The organism is Nocardia sp. NPDC003999, from assembly GCF_053604885.1.
Map to the genome: position 1 here is coordinate 218,461 of NZ_JBSGIB010000010.1, position 18,463 is coordinate 236,923.

An 18,463-nucleotide genomic window follows, 5' to 3' on the forward strand; every position below is an offset into this window, starting at 1 on the left:
CCGGAGTGCGGACCGTCCGTCGAGGGGGAGGTGGTGGGCGGGACTCGAGTGTCCTGGGGGACGGGCCCGGACCCGGGAGGTGAGGTGCCTGTTTGGGGTTGGGTGTGTGTGCCGCTGGGGTCGAGTGCGCTGGGGTCCGCCGCAGTTGGACGGTTCGCGACCCGCGGGCTCGATCCGGAGTGCGGACCGTCTGCCGAGGGGGAGGTGGTGGGCGGGACTCGAGTCGCCTGGGGGACGGGCCCGGACCCGGGAGGTGAGGTGCCTGTTTGGGGTTGGGTGTGTGTGCCGCTGGGGTCGAGTGCGCTGGGGTCCGCCGCAGTTGGACGGTTCGCGGCCCGCGGGTTCGATCCGGAGTGTGGGCCGTCTGCCGAGGGGGAGGTGGTGGGCGGGACTCGAGTCGCCTGGGGGACGGGCCCGGACCCGGGAGGTGAGGTGTCTGTTTGGGGTTGGGTGTGTGTGCCGATGGGGTCGAGTGCGCGATATGGGTGCGCGGTCCACGGATTCGCGACGATCGGGCTGGCTTCGGTGCTCGGGCCGTCCGCCGCGGGGCGAGCGGGTAGCGGAGCGTTCGGTGCGGGTGGCGTATTGCCGAGCAGCAGGCCGGTGCGGGAGCGTGCCGGGTCCTCGGGCGGGTGTGTATGTGCGACCGGAGGTCCGAAGGTTCCGTACGAGTCCGCCGCCGTTCTCTCGTGCGCGATCCTCGGATGGTGAGCGAGGTTCCGGGCGGGTACTTCGGACTCCGGCTGCGGCCCAGCCGACTGGGTGGTCGAGCTCGACGCCGGCTGCGCGCTGTCCGGGGCTCGGGAGCCGGGAGCGGAAGGTGGAGTTTCCGCAGTGGATCGTGTGGCGCGGGACGACTGCAGATTCACGAAGAGACTGCCTGCGCGGCGGGGCTGGGTCGCTTCCGTCGTTTTCTCGGCACCGCCACCGACGGCTGCCGAGGAAACCCCGGTGAGCCGTTCGGCCGCCGTCGCGGATGCGCTCGCGGCCGTAGCGGCGTCGATACGCGGAACGGGCATGGTAGGCGCGGTGGGCGGGCCCGCCGACGAGATCGCCTGCGGAATGGGCGGATTCATGCCGATCGGAGCCGTCGCGGGCGCGGCGGGAGCCGGAGGCTCCGGGGCGACCGGTGTGGGAGCGGTGGACAGTTCCACGACCAGGTTCGCGAAGTTCGGTGGTCCCTCGCCGATGCTGCACCACAGCACGACGCGACCGTTGGGCCGGTGCTCGACGACGATGCCGTAGTTGCCCGTCCACGACTTCTGCGTGCCGAATTCGTCCACCCAGACGGGGGTCAGTGTCACCAGGGTCACCGGCGCGGTGGGCGTGACGGCGAAGCTGACCCCCGCGGCCAACGCGTCGCTCCACGCGTCGACTCCGGCGAGTGAACGTCCGTGCAGGTCCAGATAGCCGTCGACGACCGACAGACCCATGCCGAGCCCACGCAGCCCTGCGGGCGGTGCGGCGGAGATCATGGTCAAGGCGATGGTGGTGGGCGCGGGGCCGACTTGCTCGGTGTACATCGGGTAGACCATGCTGCCGTGCCAGCGGATCGGATCCGCGCTCTGGTAACGCGCGGCCAGCGGCAGCTCTTCGGGCGTATTCCGGGCAGCCCACGACGAATACCGCTCGTTCACTGTCGCGCGCCTGCCTTTCCACCCGATCCCGACCGCCGCCCCCGCGCCGGGCAGCGGGATATACCGTACTCGCCGCGAACCGGAACTGCGCCGCGATCCCTGGCGGTAGGTAATGCCCCGAGCCCCAACGCTACCGGGTAGTTCACGCCATTTCCCAATGGTGCGTAGTGGCGAGCCGGGCGCGGAATCGGGCGGCGCACGCGTGTGCGGACCCTGTTGTCGATATCCGAAGCGAGGAGAAGGATCGCATCGGCGACGCCGCTGTCCCGCGCTGCCATGGGCGAAGGGTCCGCTGCGACCGTCGCTCCCGGAACCGGCGGACGGAGTGCCTGTGGCGCTTAAGGGTGATCGGAGCGCTTTTCCGGAACGCCGAACAGCCGACCAAGCGCTTGCTACGCTCGATCGATGATCTCCACGGTGGTCTGGGGAACCGGCAACGTCGGCCGGGCGGCCATCCGGGCCGTCGACGCGCACCCCGCGCTGCGTTTGACCGGGGTGCTGGTGCACGATCCGGCGAAGGTCGGCCGCGATGCGGGCGAACTCGGCGGGCTGGATCGGGACTTGGGCGTCGCCGCGAGCGATGATGTCGGCGCCGTTCTCGGCGCACGCCCGGACGCGGTGGTCTACGCGGCCTCCGGCGACATCCGGCCGGACGACGCGCTCGCCGATATCGTGCGAGCGCTGCGCGCGGGCGCGGTGGTCGTCACCCCGGCTCTCTACGCCCTCTACGATCCGCGCAACGCACCGCCGGAGGTACGCGACCCGGTACTGGCGGCGATCGCGGAGAGCGGCGGATCGCTGTTCGTCTCCGGTATCGACCCCGGGTGGGGCAACGACGTACTGCCGCTGCTGATCAGCGGGCTCGGGAGCACGGTGGAGACGATCCGCTGCCAGGAGATCTTCGACTACTCCACCTACGACCAGCCGGACTCGGTGCGCTACCTGGTCGGCATGGGGCAGCCGATGGACTATCAGCCGCCGATGCTCGCGCCGTCGGTGCCGACCATGGTGTGGGGCGGGCAGATCCGGCTGATGGCACGGGCGCTCGGTGTCGAACTCGACGAGATCCGCGAGACGCTGGATCGGCGCTCCCTCGACGCCACCGTCACCACGACGTCCATGGGTGAATTCGAGGCAGGCACCCAGGGCGCCGTGCGTTTCGAAGTGCAGGGCATCGTCGCGGGGCAACCGCGACTGGTCGTCGAACACGTCACCCGCATCCATCCGACGTGTGCGCCCGATTGGCCCGTACCGGCCGATGGCGGCGCGGGCGCGCACCGGGTGATCATCGAGGGGCACCCGCGCATCGAAGTGACCGTCGAGGCGACCGACGAAGACGGCAACCGCTCCGCGGGCGGGAACGCCACGGCCGTCGGCCGGCTGGTCGGCGCAATCGACTGGCTGGTGGCGGCGAAACCCGGACTCTACGACGCACTGGATGTCCCGTTGCGTCCCGCCGTCGGCAAACTCGGAAGGAAGCACCCATGATCATCGACGTTCCCGAGGGCAAGGATCCGATCGGCTACGTCTGGGGTGAGATGGTCCCCGGCATCGGCGTCGCCGCCTCGAATTTCTCGCTGTCGGTGTACTCGCACAGCACGCTCGGCCTGCGTGAGTTCGAGGCGGCCCGGCTGCGCATCGCCCAGATCAACGGCTGTCTGTTCTGCATGGACTGGCGCACCGAACGCGACGGGGTGAAGGTCGAGCCCGAATTCGCCGACGCCGTCACGAACTGGCGCACCACCGACGCTTTCGACGAACGCACCCGGCTCGCCGCCGAATACGCCGAGCGTTACGCCACCGACCATCACAACCTGGAGGAAGAGTTCTGGCATCGGATGCTCGCCCGCTACAGTCAGGCCGAAGTCGTCGAACTGAGCATGAGCATCGGCTCATGGCTGGCGTTCGGCCGGTTGAACCACGTGCTCGGCTTGGATTCGGTGTGCGTGCTGCCCGGCCATACCGGCAACCGGTGAACCGGCGCCGAAAAAGCTAGACCGGCATTCTCGACACCCACGCGGGCTGCCCGTCGACCAGGCCCAGTTCGAACTCCTCGGGCGCGTCGAGCACGGCGCCGAGTTGGCGGAGCGCTCGATCGGCGGAGATTTCCGCCGGGAAACGGATGTATTCGAGGGTGGCGCCGGATATCCGGGCCCGGAATCGGTACCGGAATTCGACCTGACCCGCGTAGGTCAGCGCGATTCGACCCTGCCAGTCGATGTCGTGCCTGCCGTCGGATCGCCGGGTGAACGACACTTCCTGGTCGGCGACCGAGTCGTGCCCGAGCAGGTAGATGTTGAACGCAAGGTATCCGACGTCGTCGGCGTGCGCGAGGGGCAGCGGGTCGACCGTGAGGCGCTGCGGATGTTCGGATTTCAGTCGAAAGGGCCGGCCCGGCGCCGCGGCGCGCAGGCCGGTGGCGTCGTCCTCGCCCCAGTACGTGGACGACAGCGTGCAGCTGTGATAGTTCTGCCACACGATCGGCGACAGCCAGTCCTCGCCGTCCTCCTCGCCGTGAGCGGGGTCGCGTTCGGCGTTGTACGCCGCGGAGCGCAGGTGCAGATCGAACCACAGGCTGCCGGCCTGGTCCATGCGGCCGGTCCACGCGAACTCCTCGATCGCGTGCCCTTCCGGCCACGGATTGCCCGGGAACACAATTCTCCCGGCGGGCGAAAAACGCACCAGGTCGGTCCTTTCCATGCCGACACACCCTAGCGACCGAGGCCGACAAACTCGATACGCCAGATCAGGGAAGCCGCGACCGGACCGGTCGTACCTCAGGCGTTGGCCGGCGCCTCCTGCTCAGGCTGGTCGGCGGGCGGCTCGTCCACCGTCCGTTTCGGCCCGGTGAACCAGGTCCGAGCCGACGCCAGCCACCAGATGCCGATCGCGCCCACCACGCCGACCAGGGTGATCGGTGCGTAGTTCACGGTGTTCCAGGTGAATTCGCTGTGCCACGGATAGCCGCGGGCGTCGGTGGGCAGGATGAACAGGAAGCTGATCAGCACGATCCAGATCAACGCGACCACTCCGACCGGGCGATACCACGCGCCCAATCGCCATGGGCCGGTGCGGAATCGGCTCCCGTGCCGCTGCCGCAACAGGATCGGAATGCCGTAGGCGATGTAGAGACCGATGGTCGCGACCGAGGTCGCCGCCGCGTAGGCGGTCGGTGCGTTCGCCGCGGGCACCAGCATGGACGGAATCAGCAGCACGAACGCGAAGAACGAGATGAACAGCACCGCGTGCACCGGTACCTTGCGCGTGGAAAGCCGCGACCAGAACCTCGACCCCGGCACCGCGCCGTCCCGCGCGAACGCGAACAGCATGCGGGAAGCCGAAGTCACCGAGGCATATCCGCAGAACAATTGCGCGACCGCCGCGATGATCAGCAGCGAACCCGACCAGAAGCCGTTCAGCGAGTTCTCCAGGATGTAGATCACGGGATAGCCGCTGTTCTTCGCGGGATCCAGCGCGTCGTCCAGATTCGGGATGGCGAACGTCACCGCCATGATGAGCAGATATCCGGCGATCGCCGACACGACGATCGTGTTGATGATCCCTTTGGCCGCCATCCGCGACGCGTCGTGTGTTTCCTCCGACATATGCGCGGAAGCGTCGTAGCCGGTGAAAGTGTATTGCGCGTGCAGCAGGCCGAGCAGGAAGCTGAACGCGACCCCGCCGAATCCGATCGCGCTGTTGTCCACCGTCTCGGTGAAGACGAATCGGGCACTTTGGTGGTGTTCCGCTCCGAAGCCGAGGACGACCACGAAGATCGCCACACCACCCACGTGCCACCACGCGGACACATTGTTGATCACCGCCGACAGATGCGGGCCGATCACGTTCAAGACGGCGTGCAGGACCAGGATGGCGGCGAACACCAAGAAAATCGCGGTGCGGTCGGTGCCGATGTCGATTCCGACGACGTTCAACACCACGGTGGTGAAGATGGCGGCGCCGTAATCGATCGCCGCGGTCACGGCGATCTGCCCGATCAGGTTGAACCATCCGGTGAACCAGCCCCACACCGGTCCGCCCAGTTCGGCGGCCCACCAGTACAAGCCGCCGGAGGTCGGGTAGGCGGAGGCCAATTCCGCCATGGCGAGTCCGACGAACAACACCATGAGCGAGACCAGCGGCCACCCCCAGGCCATGGTGATCGGGCCGCCGTTCGCCAGACCGATGCCGTAACTGGCCAATCCGCCGGTCAGGATGGACACGATCGTGAAGCTGATGGCGAAATTCGAGAAACCCGACCATGATCTGGCCAGTTCCTGCTTGTAGCCCAGTTCGGCGAGCCGACGTTCGTCGTCGGAAGGGGGTCGGATCTCGGTCATGTCGTGCTCCCGGGTCAAAACGCTGCCCTCATACCGCGTTTGCCAGAAGATCAGTGTGAAGTACGGATCGGTCACCCGCAGCGCAACCAGCAAATTCGTGGAACGGTGGCCCACGCGGCCGCCGGGTGGACGCCGAACGTAGCGTGAAGCCATGAGCGAGCGACTGGTGGTCATCGGCGGTGACGCGACCGGAATGTCGGCGGCCTCGCAGGCGCGCCGGATGAAGAACGCCGACGCGCTGGAGATCGTGGTCTTCGAACGCGGCGGGTTCACCTCCTACTCGGCCTGCGGCATTCCGTACTGGGTCGGCGGTCACGTCGTCGACCGGGATGCCCTGATCGCCCGCACGCCCGAGGAACATCGGTCCCGCGAGATCGACTTGCGGCTGCACACCGCGGTCACCGAGATCGATGCCGAGCAGGCTCGCGTGCGCTATCGCGACCGGGAAACCGGCGCGTCGGCATGGATGTCCTACGACCACCTCGTCATCGCCACCGGCGCCCGCCCCGTCCGGCCGCGGCTGCCCGGTATCGACGCGAACGGTGTGCACGGTGTGCAGACGCTCGACGACGGGCAGGCGCTGCTCGACACGCTGGAGCGGGCGCGCGGCAACCGCGCCGTCGTGGTCGGGGCCGGTTACATCGGCGTGGAGATGGCCGAGGCCCTCATCCGGCGTGGCTACGACGTCACGATGGTCAACCGCGGCTCGGAACCCATGTCCACGCTCGACCCCGACATGGGGGCTCTGGTGCGCGACGCGATGTGCGGAATGGGCGTCAAGGTGGTCGGCGACGCCGAGGTGTCCGAGTTCCGGACGGATGACGACGGCCGGATCGCCGCGGTCGTCACCGACACCGCGGAATACCCGGCCGACGTGGTGGTGCTCGGCATCGGCGTGCGCCCGGAGACCGAGCTGGCCCGCGCCGCCGGTCTGCCGGTGGGGGAGTACGGCGGGCTGCGGACCGATGTCGCCATGCGGGTACGCGGGCACGAGAACATCTGGGCGGGCGGCGATTGCGTCGAGGTGCTGGACCTCGTCTCGGGCCGGGAACGCCACATCCCGCTCGGCACCCATGCCAACAAGCACGGTCAGATCATCGGCGCGAACATCGGCGGGGGATACGCGGTCTTTCCCGGCGTCGTGGGCACCGCGGTCAGCAAGGTCTGCGAACTCGAGGTCGCCCGCACCGGTCTTCGGGAGAAGGACGCCAGGGCAGCGGGCCTGCAATACGTGACCGTCGCGGTCGAATCCACCAGCCGCGCCGGCTACTACCCGGACGCGGCGCCGATGACGGTGAAAATACTCGCCGAGCGGCTCACCGGACGCTTGCTCGGCACCCAGATCGTGGGACGGGAGGGCGCGGCCAAGCGCGTCGACATCGCCGCGGTCGCGCTGACCGCCCGGATGACCGTCGATCAGATGACGATGCTCGATCTCGGTTACGCACCGCCGTTCTCCCCGGTGTGGGATCCCGTTCTGGTAGCAGCGCGCAAGGCCGTCACCGCTGTGCGCAAGCGCGGGTAGCCCGCTCAGCCGAAGATTTCCAGCAGCTCGGTCTTGCCGAACATGACCGCGGCGTCGCGGGCCGACGGGGTGCCCGCGTCGGGGTCGGCGCCCGCCGCTGCCAGTTGTCGCACGATCTCGCTCTCGCCCTTGAAAACCGCCCCGGCCAGAGGAGTCTGGCCCTTGTCGTTGGCGCGGTCCGGATCGGCCGACCGTTGCAGCAGCGCCGCCACGGCATCGGCGTGCCCTTGGTAGGCGGCGAGCATGAGCAGGGTGTCGCCCGCGTCATTGGTGAGGTCGACCGGCACGCCGGCGTCCACATAGGCGGCCAACCTCGCGGTGTCTCCGCGCCGAGCGAAGTCGAACACCTTGGCGGCCAGTTCCAGCAGTTCCGGGTCGATCTCGTCGGTGCTCATCCACTCACTCCTGTCCTGGCCGCGTGATCAGCGCGCCGCCGCCGACTTGCCGAGGTGTTCCCGCACTATGCGCAGATCGTCGACGAACGCTTCGTAGGCGGCGGTACGGTCGGGCGCGCGCAACACCGACGACGGGTGCACGGTGGCGATCGCGCGGAAGTCGGCCGTTTCGACGACCTCGCCGCGGCGTGCGCTGACCTTGAACATCGGGCCGAGCACAGCCTGCGCCGCGATCGCGCCGAGGCACACCACCAACCGCGGACGCAGCAGATCGAGTTCGGCGTCGAGCCATGCCGAGCAGGCGACCACCTCGGTGCGGCCGGGTTGCTTGTGGATGCGCCGCTTGCCGCGCTCCACGAACTTGAAGTGTTTCACCGCGTTGGTCAGGTAGACCGCGTCGCGGTCGATGCCGACCTCCGCCAGCGCCCGGTCGAGCAGCCGCCCCGCCGGACCGACGAACGGATGGCCTGCCACGTCCTCCTGATCGCCGGGCTGCTCGCCGATCAGTACCACGTCCGCGTCCTGGGGCCCCGCGCCGAACACCGTCTGCGTGGCATGGCGGTAGAGATCGCACCCGTGACAGTCGCAGGCCGCTTGCCGCAGCCGCGTCAGATCCGCGTTCTCGGGGACGTACATCGCGGCGCCGGGCGCCTTCGTCACCATCGGCCGACCTCCTCTGCCCCTCGTGCTGGTGGCGGCTTACCCGTTTCCGCGACCCTCACGCGACAGTCGCGAATCTGCCTCCCATGTGGTGAACGAGCGGACCCGGGTCGGTATAGTCGCCGCGGATGAGTAGTGTCACCGCCACCGCCGGAACGCCGATGTCCCAGAACCGTCGACTCGCGCGCGCGCTGCGCCCGGCGCCGGTTCTCGCACTCGCGTTCTCCGCGTTCTGTCTGCTGACACCGGTCTGGCCGTTCCACAAGATCACCGGCGGGTTCATCGACCTGCAGGTGTATCGCCTCGGCGTGGACGCCATGCGGCACGGCGCCGACATGTACGGGCAATTGCCGCAGACCACCATCGGAGCGGGTCTGCCGTTCATCTACCCGCCCTTCGCCGCGCTCGCGCTCGGCCCCTTCGCGATGCTGCCCTGGGACGTCGCCGCGTTGAGCTTCTTCGTCTCGTCGGTGGCCGCGTTGGCCCTCACGCTCTATCTGGTGGCGCGGCGGGTGTGGCCGGACGAGTCGCAGCGCCGGCTGGCGGTCTGGGCCACCGCGTGCGCCACTCCGCTGGGGCTGCTGCTGGAGCCGATTCACTCCACGCTGGACTTCGGTCAGGTCAACCTGTTGCTGATGGCCCTGGTCGCCGCCGATTGCCTCACCCACAAGTCGCGCTGGCCCCGGGGCATGCTGATCGGCGTCGCCGCCGCGATCAAGCTGACGCCCGCGGCGTTCGTGCTCTACTTCCTGGTCCGGCGGGACTACCGCGCGGCCGCGACCGCCGCGGTCACCGGCGCGGCCGCCACGGCGCTCGGCTTCGCGATTCTGCCGAAGGAGTCCGTCAAGTATTGGTTCGGCGGCCTGGGCAACGTGTCCGGGCTGAGCGGTTCGGCATTCCACACGAATCAGTCGATTCAAGCGGTGTTCTCTCGTTTCGAAACGCCCGAGCCCGCGTTCACCATCATCTGGTTGATCCTCGGCGCGTTGCTGCTCGCGCTGGTGGTCACCGCCATGCGCCGAGCCGCCGACTTGCCCGCGCTCGCGCTGTCCCTCAACGCCGTCTTCACGCTGCTGGTTTCGCCGATCTCTTGGTCCCACCACTGGGTGTGGATCGCGCCCGCGTTGTTCGCCATGGTCGGTCACGCGTCCCGCCTGCCCGGCAGGCGGGCGATCGGGTGGTGGGTGACGTTCGTGGTGACCGCGGCGATATTCGTCATCGGCCCGCACAACTGGCTGCCCGACGGCGAGCACCGGGAGACCGCGTGGACACCCTGGCAGCATTTCATCGGCAACACCTACGTCTGGTTCAGTGTGGCGCTGGTCGTGCTGTTCCTGGTCGCCCGCAGGCGGAAGGTCGTGTGCGACGGGAGCCCCGCCCGCGAGGAACCGGCCCCCGCGTCCGAGTCCCCGCCCTCAGCGCTGTCGGCGCGCTGAGGAACCGCGGCGGTCTCCGTCGCGTCAGCCCATGTCGGGAGCGGACGGCGCGACGAAGAGGAAGCTCTTCTCCTCGACGCGCTGCTTGATCCGCCACTGTCCGTCCACGCGGACGAACGCGTCGTGGTACCAGAGACCGCACAGCATCATCGTCGGCGGTCCGTCGCCGCCGGACACGAGCATCGGGTTGTGACACATCGTCCGCCCGGTGGCGGTGTCACCGTCGACCCGGATGGACGAGTTGCTGATCAGGTGTTGGAAGGCCGGGAAGTTGGGCAGGACGGCGGCCAGGAACTGCTTCGTCGCCGCCAGATCGCCCACCGATCCGCCCATAGCCGAGTAGTCGATGTGCGCGTCCGGGGTGAACACCTCGTCCAGCAGGTCCCACTGTCGAGTGTCGACCGCGTGCGAATACCGCACCATCAGGTCTTCGATCTCGAGTCGATCCGAAATCTCCTGCAACGACAGCATGCCTGCCTCCCGATTGACGTCGATACCGGGTAGATGCCACCAGGATTCGGCGTGCGAGGCAAGGTCCGCGCGGTCAAGCCTTGCGCGGCAGGATGTTCAGCACGAGTGTGAGCCCCGCCACGATGCTCACACAGGCCACGAGCGTGGTGAACGCCGATTGGGTGAGCGCGGCGATGCCGATCGAAAAGGCAAGGCACGTGGTCAAAGCTAGCGCGCCGGTTCCCGGTTCCACACCGGCGATGCGGGTTGGTCGGTGATCCGTCATTGCTATGTAATACCCACCGCAGCCCGTTACGAAACCGTGATGCCGACTGATTTTCCGCCGGGGCGTGCCAGCAGGTCAGCGCCCGATGGCGGCTCGGGCAGGATCGAGTCGTGACCGTCGCTGTGCAGACCCTCCTCGCCGAGGACGACATCCGTTCCGCCAACGCCCTTTTCCGCACGGCCATGGTGGGCTTGCCGCCGCTGACCCCTACCGCGGAGCTGTCGGAGCCCGGTCGCACGCTCGGCGCCTACATCGATGGCGAATTGATCGGTACCGCGGAGTCGTACACCAGCAGGCTGGTCGTTCCCGGCGGCGCGCGCCTGCCGCACGCGGCGGTCACCCACGTCGGAGTGCTGCCGACCCACACCCGCCGCGGGGCGCTCACCGCGTTGCTGCACCGTCAGCTCGCCGACATCGCCGAACGCGGCGAAGCGGTCGCCACGTTGCGTGCGTCGGAGGGTGCGATCTACGAACGGTTCGGCTACGGCATCGCCAGCTCGTTCGCGCGGGTGGAGTTGCAGCGCCGTCGGGCCCGGCTGCGTGACACGGTGGCGGCGTCCGGTCCGGTGTGTTTCATCGACGGCGCCGCGGCGTGGAAACTGCTGCCGCAGATCTACGCGACGGCCGACGTCGCCTGGACCGGCGCTGTCGATCGGCCCGAATACTGGTGGCGGTTGCAGGAATTGCTGAGCACGGAGCCGAACTACTGCCTGGTCCACGGCCCGGCCGGCGCCGAGGACGGGTTCGTCCGCTACCAGCCGGTCGATCCGAGGAGCTGGCTGTCCCGGCCGGAAAAGCAGGTGGTGATCAACGATTTCGTCGCGACGACGCCCGCGGCGTATCGCGGGCTGATCCGCGGGCTGATGTCGATCGACCTGGTCGATACGTTCGTGTTCCCGTTCCTCGCCCTGGACAGTCCGCTGCGCCACCTGCTCACCGACGAACGCGCGGTGCGCGTGCTGTCGACCAGGGACGAGACGTGGTTGCGCCTGGTCGATGTCGGGCACGCGCTGGCGCGGCGCACCTATCGCCAGGCCGCCGCGGTCGTGGTGGAAGTGCGGGACCCGATCCTGACGGCGAACTCCGGCCGCTACCGGATCGCTGTCGACGGCGTGCGACGAGTTCGGGAGAACCCGGATCTCACCACGAGTATCTCCGATCTCGCGGCGGTCTATCTGGGCGGAACGACATGGCGCGAACTGGCTTTCGCGGGACGTGTCGACGAACATCGTCCCGGTGCGGTCGCGGACGCGGACGCGCTGTTCGCCACCGACTCGTTGCCGTTCTCGGGGACCTTCTTCTGAGCGCGAGGCAGGCGTACAGTACGTACGTACGGTTTGGTAGCGAGCCTCGGAGTGGCCTATGTGGGATCCTCAGCAGTACCTCGCCTTCGACGATCACCGGTCCCGCCCGTTCTTCGACCTGCTGAGCCGGGTCGCCGCGGCCGAACCGCGGGTGGTGGTGGACCTGGGCTGCGGTCCCGGGCATCTCACGGCGGTCCTCGCGCGGCGCTGGCCGGGCGCGATCGTGCGAGCGCTCGACTCGTCGCCGGAGATGGTCGCGGCCGCGCGAGATCGTGGCATCGATGCGACGCTCGGGGCGGTACAGGAATGGCGGCCGAGCGCGGAGACCGATGTCGTGGTCTGCAACGCCGTCCTCCAATGGGTGCCCGGGCATCCGGACTTGCTGGCTCGGTGGATGCGAGAGCTTCCAACGGGCGCGTTTCTGGCCGTGCAGGTGCCCGGAAATTTCGACGCGGCCTCGCACCGGGCGATCCGCCAGGTGGCCGCTCGCGACGATTGGCGCGACAGCCTCGGACGAGCGGGCATCCTCGAGCCGAGGGCGGTGCTCGATCCCGCCGGATACGCCGACCTGCTCGCCGCCGCGGGTGGGGCGGTCGATGCCTGGGAGACGACGTACCTGCAACGCTTGAGCGGAGAAGATCCGGTGCTCGAGTGGGTCGCCGGCACGGCGTTGCGGCCCGTGCGCGGGGCCCTCGATGACGCGCAGTGGCGGGAATTCACAGCGCAACTCGCCCCACTGTTGCGCAACGCCTACCCTCGACGCGCCGACGGCACCACTTGGCTGCCCTTCCGGCGAGTCTTCGCCGTCGCCCAGAAGCGATAGGCCGCAGCGGCGCTCAACGGCCGTGCTCGTGCGCGGTCGACAGCAGCCGGTCGACCCGGCTGCGCAGTTCGCTGGTCAGGGCGGGCATGCCGACCGACGGTAGCTCGGCGGCCACATTGGCGGCGAGAACGCGCAATTTGGTGTTGGTTTCCTGCGACCGCACGCGCAGGATGGCGAACGCTTCGTCGGCGTCGAGGCCATAGACCAGCATGACCGCGCCTTTGGCTTGTTCGATCACCGCCCGCGCGGCTACCGGGTCGAGGTCACCGTCCGCCGTGCCGTCACCGTCGTAGCTCACATGCACGCACTACCCGTCCACGGCGGTTCGACACGGCTTCGCGCGCGGGAACACCGGCGTTGCGGTGGCCTCGGCCGGTGAGGGGTTGACGCGAGCCTCCGGGATCGCGATACTTCGAACGTCATAGCGATTGCGTATAACTTGTCCTGCGGAAACGCGACGGAGACAGATCAATGACGATCCATACGGCAGTCGAAGCATTTCTTCTGGCTCAGGTGGACGACCCGGTCCCCGAAGCCCCCCCGAACTCGGAAAAAATTCTCCAGCTGTTCCGGTATTTCACGTGGTTCGTGATTCTCTCCGGAGTCACCGGGATCGCCTATGCGGGTGGAAGATTCGCCTGGGAAAAATGGAACGGCGGTCCGCTCGCGTCGGCGAAAATGGTCGCGGGCGGAATGCTCGGCGGCGTCATCGCCACCAGCGCGGGGACGATCATGAATGCGCTGATCGGCTGAATCGGTCGGCCGGCGCATCCGAATTCGGCCGCCGCGGTCAGTCGGTAACCTCCAATTCGACCAATTGACCCGGCGTGAAAGACTTTTCGCGCCGGTTGGTCTCGACGCCGAAGACCGCGACCACGAGGTCGCCGCCCGGCTGGACCACTCCTGCTTGGGTGAGGGTGCCGTACCCGACGATGGATTCGCCGACATGATCGGCGAGTTCCACCGCGGGAATTCGAATCGTCCTGCTCACGGGGCACCTCTATCGAGTCGAAGTGTTACTGGCTGCTGTGTCCGAGTTCGCAGGACTCGATCCTAATCCCAGAAAAGCGGCGCAGCACCCCCTGTCGCCGCCGATTCACCGCGCCGGGCCCGCACGGCGGCAAACTACGCCGTCAGGACGGAATTCCATGCGCCATAACGATTTACCTCATGGCCTTGACCGGTTCGTGACCAGCGCGAGCGCGTCGGCGACCTTGGCCTGGAAGTGCGGGCACTCACGGAAGTCCGCGGCGGCGCAGTCGAGAGCGTGCGTAATGGTCTCCAGCGCCGCGGTGGACTGCGCGATCCGGCTGACGAGCTGGTCGCGGTGGGCACGCAGCAAGTCGCGGCGAGCGGAGCGGTCGGACGCCTCGGCGAAGAGCGTGGCGAGTTCCTCCAGCGACAAACCCACCTGCTTGCCGATCAGGATCATCGCCACGGTTTCCGCATCGCCGTCGCGGTAGCGGCGACGGCCCGCCCCGTCCCGCCGCGGCGCGAGCAATCCGGCATCCTCCCAGTGCCGCAGCACATGGGTGGCCAGACCGAACCGCGCCGCGAGTTCACCGATCGGCATGTCGTCGCCCGCCATATCCGCACTCTAGGCGGCGCGGGCGGTGAGCCGCGTGTACAGCCCGATGGGCTGACGCCGCGGACGTACCGCTTCCCGCCGCACGGTCGCCGCCTCGAACGAACGGCGCAACGCGCTGAGCGCGGCCGCCGAGCGCAGGAAACGGAAGTCGTAGATCGCCACGGCGCCGCCGGGTCGCGATACCCGCGCCAGCTCGGCTATCGCGCGGTCGACCTCCGGCCACTCGTGCATGCTCAGGCTCGAAACGACCAGATCGAAGCTGTCGTCGGGGTAGGGAAGCGCGGCCACGTCACCGACCGACAGTTCCACCGCGCCGCCGGACAGCTTCGCGTCGGCGAGGTCGATCATGTGCGGCGACAGGTCGACGCCGTGCAGCCGCAGATCCGGCCGCCGAGAACCCAACTGCGCCAATAATTCCCCCGGCCCGGTCCCCACGTCGAGCACACACGCCCCCGATTGCGCGATTGCGTCGACGTCCGCGGCGATCCGGCGGTACAGGCCCCCGAGCAGCCGGGAAGCCCGCTGGTCGTAGCCGCGGCTCTGCTTCGCTCCGAACGTTGTCATGGTCACCTCTCCTCGTGCTGCGCTCAGCTTGCGAGTTGAGGTCGACCTGAAGTCAAGAGCTGCTTGCGGCGCCGAGTCGCCCAGGCTTGCCACCCGCATCGCGCCTCAGTGGACGACACGGCGATCGCGGGTGTGGCACAAAGGAGGTCCGATGACGACAGTGCCGCCGCGACGGTCGATCCACGTGCGGCGGCGACTGCGACGATCTGCCTTCCTCATGTCGGTTCGCGTGACACTGGGCGGGCTGCCTCGCACACCGCCGATCATCGGAGCTGGAGAAGACTTCCAGCCGAGAAGCGCGACCCCGCCGGAACGCGGCGGGGCCGCACAACAGGCGCTCTCAGATGCACCAGACGGCGCTGCCGAGCGGTATGCAGAAGACTACCGAGCCGAAAACCGGCGTCGCGGCGCCGGACGGCGTCGTTTCGGCGGTAGCGGCGGGAGCCGCGATGACGCCGAAGGAGACGGCCATTGCGGTCGCTGCGACGATTTTCGTGATTTTGGTCGACATTGTGCATCCTTTGACTCGAGTGAAACTTAACTCTGACTCACGAGATTCATGCTTCACCCATAGTCCGGTGAGCACCAGGCAAGGAAACGTCAAGTTCCCCGGCATTACGTAACAGGACGATCACCGATGGCGCTTTTTACGGGGTAGTGGCAGCCAACCCGGGCGAAAAACCTACCGGCGGATTCTTTTTGCCCACAATCACCGGAATTACGTGCTTCGATATGTGTTCGAATCTCCTTTGCCCAATGGAGACCTGGCTATCTCCGATCGTGTCGTGGAGTGATAGCCGTCGGCCCGATGCGTTGCCACGGCAGGCGCTGTGTGGATTGGTTCGGCGCGGGGGAGAGCCGTTCGGTAACGGTGATCGTTACGCCCTCGTAGCGGGGTGGGGCCGCCCGTTGGGCCGCGCCGCCGCATCCGCATGGAGACTTCCCACTGTTGGTGAGTTGGGCCCGAATTCGGTCGGTGCCGCGACCCTAAACTGAGGTAATGGTGCAGCCAACGCCCTGGCAGTCGGACGAAACGCGAGACGACCGGTCTGCCCGGCAGGACCGGGCGGGAAGCGGCGCCGTCGTGCCGGCGAAGGCAATTCTGGCCGCGCTGCGCGGATATTGGGGCTATGTGTGGGCCGCGGTCGGAAGCCTGGTGACGCTCGTGCTGCTGTTCCAGCCATGGCTCACCGCCGCGGGCGCCGATGGCAAGGTCAGCACCAACGCGTTCGGCCGGATGGAGATCACCACGCGGTTCCTCAACGTCTGGTCGCGATCGGCGCCTCCCGGCGCCCGGATCACCGGCTTCTGGGCGTTGCTCGCCTGTGCCGCTATCGTCATCGCGCTTTTCGCGATCGTGGTGAACCTGCGCCTTCGTATCGAGGCGCTGAATCGGCTGGCGACGCTGGCCACGTTGGTCGCCGCACTGTTCGTGGTGTTCACCGTGCTCTACATCAACAGCAAGGGCCCCGAGCTGAAGGCGATGGTCGGACGCAAGACGGATCTGGGCGGGCAGATCGGATCGTTGATGAACTGGGCGTTCGGCAACGGCAAACTCGTCGTGCCCGGTATCGGGCAGGTCGCCTACACGTCCGCGACGCTCACGCCGTGGGCGCTGCTCGCGGGCGTGACTTCGCTGGGCTCGGCGGTCGCCGCCGTCACCCAGTGGGTCCGCAACCGATCGGGCAACCTGTTCCGCCTCCCGTTGCGGATCAATGTCGTCACGTCGAAGCCGTCCGCCGAATCCGAAGACGCGGACTGATCGTCTACCCCCGCGGGGCCGAGTAGACTCGCCCGAATCACTGTGTGAGTACGCAGTCCGAGGCGGTAACGCATGGTCGGCACAGAGGTACTCATTGCCGGTGCTGGGCCGGTCGGGTTGACCGCGGCAATCGAGTTGGCCCGGCGCGGTGTCGCCTGCCGAATCGTGGACGCGCTGCCCGAGCCGCCCCGATACGCGAAGGCCGTGGGCATCCAACCGCGAACGCTCGAGGTGTTCGAAGGGTTGGGTGTCCTGCGCCGGATGCTCGACGCATCCCTCCAGTTGCGTGGCCAGCTGGTGTACGTGAACGGCGCCGAGGTGGCCAGGACGGAACTCACGCTGCCCGCGGACGTCCCCTACGGGTTCATCGGGCTGCCGCAATACGTGACCGAGCGAATCCTGCGGGAGCGATTGGCCGAGACGGGCACCCGGATCGAACGCGCCACCTGGCTGACGACCTTCGAGCAGGACGACAGCGGCGTGCGCGCGGTGCTCGTCGACGCCGACGGCGAACACACCGTCGACGCGCAGTTCCTGATCGGCTGCGACGGAGCGCACAGCATCGTCCGCAAGCGGCTGGGTCTGTCCTTCGGGGGAGCGGCGTTCGCCGAGCAATACATGCTCGGCGATGTCGAACTCGACTGGTCGCTGCCCCGCGGCTACGTCATCCGCTCGACGCACCGCACCGAAGGCGTCACCGATGACCTGCTGGTGTGCATACCGTTGCCGGGACGCGGCCGGTACCGAGTGTCGATGCTGGTCCCCGACGAACTCACCACGGCGGAAACGCCCAACCCCGACCAACTCGTGCACGGATTCGAAGGCGGCCCCACGCCGCGGTTGCACCATATCCAAGCCGTCCTCGACCGCCTCGCTCCCGAGCCGGTCACCGCGTCGAAACTGCGGTGGTCGTCGGTCTTCCGGATCAGTCACCGCATCGTCGATGCCTACGCGCGCGGACGGGTTTTCGTGGCAGGCGACGCAGCGCATATTCATCCGCCCACCGGCGCGCAGGGGATGAACACGGGCATTCAGGACGCGCACAATCTCGCGTGGAAGCTCGCGCTGGCGGTCAGCGGCGACAGTGCACCGAAACTGCCTGTCAGCTACGACGCCGAGCGCAGGCCGGTCGGCGAAGAAGTGGTCGGACGCACCGTGCGCAGTGCACGGGAGGGTATCGGGGCCGGGGAGTCGGACCTGGATTTCGTCATCCGGCGTGAGGCGCAACTGCTGATCGACTACCGCGACAGCCCGATCGTGGCGCGCGCGGCCGACCGCTGGCCGGGTCTGCGGGCGGGACTGCGCGCTCCCGACGCCGCCGGGTTGGTCCGCGGCGCGGTCACCTTTCCGATCCGCCTGTTCGCGCTGTTCGGACGGACCGATCACACCCTCCTGCTCTACGCCGACGACAGCGCCGGGACCGAAATCGGGGCGCTGGCCGATCTTGCCGCAGCGGCGCGCCGCCGAGCGCACCGGCACCTGGACGTGTACCTGCTCGCCGCACCCGGAGCGCGGGTCGACGATACGCTGCTGCCGTCGTCCGCGACCGTGACGCCGATTTCGCGAAGGCCTACGGTGCCACCGGCGCAGCCGCGTATGTCGTGCGTCCCGACGGATACCTCGGTTACGCGGGGTGGGCGTCCTCGATCGACGATCTGACCGAGTACCTCGGCGCGACGTTCCGCTGACGGCG

Annotated in this window: 20 protein-coding genes and 1 pseudogene; 10 read left to right on the plus strand and 11 right to left on the minus strand. The window is 68.1% G+C overall.

Annotated elements, in window-relative coordinates; translation table 11 throughout:
* Positions 1-951 precede the first annotated feature (951 nt).
* The 3 genes from ACWESM_RS21445 to ACWESM_RS21455 all read left to right on the plus strand — a co-directional run bounded on the left by ACWESM_RS21445 (position 952) and on the right by ACWESM_RS21455 (position 3,613).
* Positions 952-1,245, plus strand: coding sequence for a hypothetical protein (locus tag ACWESM_RS21445; RefSeq protein WP_452493357.1), 294 nt, complete (start codon positions 952-954; stop codon positions 1,243-1,245).
* Between the two features lie 797 nt (positions 1,246-2,042).
* Complete coding sequence (locus ACWESM_RS21450; protein ID WP_355075279.1) at positions 2,043-3,125, plus strand: NAD(P)H-dependent amine dehydrogenase family protein; 1,083 nt, start codon at positions 2,043-2,045, stop codon at positions 3,123-3,125.
* Entirely contained in the window at positions 3,122-3,613 is a 492-nt protein-coding gene (locus ACWESM_RS21455; RefSeq protein ID WP_452493358.1) for a carboxymuconolactone decarboxylase family protein, read from the plus strand. The genes ACWESM_RS21450 and ACWESM_RS21455 overlap by 4 nt, the downstream gene beginning before the upstream one ends.
* A gap of 16 nt (positions 3,614-3,629) precedes the next feature.
* Here the strand turns inward: ACWESM_RS21455 and ACWESM_RS21460 are convergent, their stop codons facing one another.
* Positions 3,630-4,337, minus strand: coding sequence for a hypothetical protein (locus tag ACWESM_RS21460; RefSeq protein ID WP_452493360.1), 708 nt, complete (start codon positions 4,335-4,337; stop codon positions 3,630-3,632).
* Positions 4,338-4,414: 77 nt separating this feature from the next.
* Positions 4,415-5,977 (minus strand): amino acid permease, encoded by a 1,563-nt coding sequence (locus ACWESM_RS21465; protein WP_364432320.1) that lies wholly within the window; start codon positions 5,975-5,977, stop codon positions 4,415-4,417.
* Positions 5,978-6,128: 151 nt separating this feature from the next.
* Here ACWESM_RS21465 and ACWESM_RS21470 point away from each other — a divergent pair, with 151 nt between their 5' ends.
* Positions 6,129-7,502: an FAD-dependent oxidoreductase gene (locus ACWESM_RS21470; protein ID WP_364432323.1), complete on the plus strand. Its 1,374-nt coding sequence runs from the start codon at positions 6,129-6,131 to the stop codon at positions 7,500-7,502.
* Between the two features lie 5 nt (positions 7,503-7,507).
* Here the strand turns inward: ACWESM_RS21470 and ACWESM_RS21475 are convergent, their stop codons facing one another.
* Together ACWESM_RS21475 and ACWESM_RS21480 are read right to left on the minus strand one after the other, a co-directional pair.
* Positions 7,508-7,897, minus strand: coding sequence for an ankyrin repeat domain-containing protein (locus ACWESM_RS21475; RefSeq protein ID WP_452493363.1), 390 nt, complete (start codon positions 7,895-7,897; stop codon positions 7,508-7,510).
* Between the two features lie 27 nt (positions 7,898-7,924).
* Positions 7,925-8,560: a UdgX family uracil-DNA binding protein gene (locus tag ACWESM_RS21480; protein ID WP_364432327.1), complete on the minus strand. Its 636-nt coding sequence runs from the start codon at positions 8,558-8,560 to the stop codon at positions 7,925-7,927.
* 125 nt (positions 8,561-8,685) lie between these two features.
* On the opposite strand from ACWESM_RS21480, the gene ACWESM_RS21485 reads away from it, so the two are divergent.
* Positions 8,686-9,993 carry a glycosyltransferase 87 family protein gene (locus tag ACWESM_RS21485; protein ID WP_397277580.1) on the plus strand — a complete coding sequence of 436 codons (1,308 nt, stop codon included), beginning with the start codon at positions 8,686-8,688 and terminating at the stop codon, positions 9,991-9,993.
* Between the two features lie 24 nt (positions 9,994-10,017).
* On the opposite strand, the gene ACWESM_RS21490 is transcribed toward ACWESM_RS21485, so the two are convergent.
* Positions 10,018-10,464 carry a nuclear transport factor 2 family protein gene (locus ACWESM_RS21490; RefSeq protein WP_452493365.1) on the minus strand — a complete coding sequence of 149 codons (447 nt, stop codon included), beginning with the start codon at positions 10,462-10,464 and terminating at the stop codon, positions 10,018-10,020.
* Between the two features lie 73 nt (positions 10,465-10,537).
* On the minus strand, positions 10,538-10,729 hold the full coding sequence (locus ACWESM_RS21495) for a hypothetical protein (RefSeq protein WP_355075296.1): 192 nt from the start codon (positions 10,727-10,729) through the stop codon (positions 10,538-10,540).
* 110 nt (positions 10,730-10,839) lie between these two features.
* Here ACWESM_RS21495 and ACWESM_RS21500 point away from each other — a divergent pair, with 110 nt between their 5' ends.
* Positions 10,840-12,033: a GNAT family N-acetyltransferase gene (locus tag ACWESM_RS21500; protein WP_452493368.1), complete on the plus strand. Its 1,194-nt coding sequence runs from the start codon at positions 10,840-10,842 to the stop codon at positions 12,031-12,033.
* Positions 12,034-12,091: 58 nt separating this feature from the next.
* Positions 12,092-12,856, plus strand: coding sequence for a trans-aconitate 2-methyltransferase (locus tag ACWESM_RS21505; protein ID WP_364432338.1), 765 nt, complete (start codon positions 12,092-12,094; stop codon positions 12,854-12,856).
* Between the two features lie 13 nt (positions 12,857-12,869).
* On the opposite strand, the gene ACWESM_RS21510 is transcribed toward ACWESM_RS21505, so the two are convergent.
* On the minus strand, positions 12,870-13,154 hold the full coding sequence (locus ACWESM_RS21510) for an ANTAR domain-containing protein (protein ID WP_355075299.1): 285 nt from the start codon (positions 13,152-13,154) through the stop codon (positions 12,870-12,872).
* A gap of 173 nt (positions 13,155-13,327) precedes the next feature.
* On the opposite strand from ACWESM_RS21510, the gene ACWESM_RS21515 reads away from it, so the two are divergent.
* On the plus strand, positions 13,328-13,609 hold the full coding sequence (locus ACWESM_RS21515; RefSeq protein WP_355075301.1) for a hypothetical protein: 282 nt from the start codon (positions 13,328-13,330) through the stop codon (positions 13,607-13,609).
* A 37-nt stretch (positions 13,610-13,646) separates the two neighbouring features.
* Here ACWESM_RS21515 and ACWESM_RS21520 read toward each other — a convergent pair whose 3' ends face one another.
* The 4 genes from ACWESM_RS21520 to ACWESM_RS21535 form a co-directional block, all read right to left on the minus strand.
* Positions 13,647-13,847, minus strand: coding sequence for a hypothetical protein (locus tag ACWESM_RS21520; RefSeq protein WP_157170965.1), 201 nt, complete (start codon positions 13,845-13,847; stop codon positions 13,647-13,649).
* Between the two features lie 177 nt (positions 13,848-14,024).
* Positions 14,025-14,444, minus strand: coding sequence for a MerR family transcriptional regulator (locus tag ACWESM_RS21525; RefSeq protein ID WP_355075304.1), 420 nt, complete (start codon positions 14,442-14,444; stop codon positions 14,025-14,027).
* Between the two features lie 9 nt (positions 14,445-14,453).
* Positions 14,454-15,008 carry a class I SAM-dependent methyltransferase gene (locus ACWESM_RS21530; protein ID WP_355075306.1) on the minus strand — a complete coding sequence of 185 codons (555 nt, stop codon included), beginning with the start codon at positions 15,006-15,008 and terminating at the stop codon, positions 14,454-14,456.
* Positions 15,009-15,348: 340 nt separating this feature from the next.
* Positions 15,349-15,519 (minus strand): hypothetical protein, encoded by a 171-nt coding sequence (locus ACWESM_RS21535; RefSeq protein ID WP_355075308.1) that lies wholly within the window; start codon positions 15,517-15,519, stop codon positions 15,349-15,351.
* A 489-nt stretch (positions 15,520-16,008) separates the two neighbouring features.
* Here ACWESM_RS21535 and ACWESM_RS21540 point away from each other — a divergent pair, with 489 nt between their 5' ends.
* Both ACWESM_RS21540 and ACWESM_RS21545 read left to right on the plus strand, forming a co-directional pair.
* Entirely contained in the window at positions 16,009-16,770 is a 762-nt protein-coding gene (locus ACWESM_RS21540; RefSeq protein WP_355075310.1) for a hypothetical protein, read from the plus strand.
* A 72-nt stretch (positions 16,771-16,842) separates the two neighbouring features.
* Positions 16,843-18,458: pseudogene (locus ACWESM_RS21545) on the plus strand (FAD-dependent monooxygenase).
* Positions 18,459-18,463: the final 5 nt, after the last annotated feature.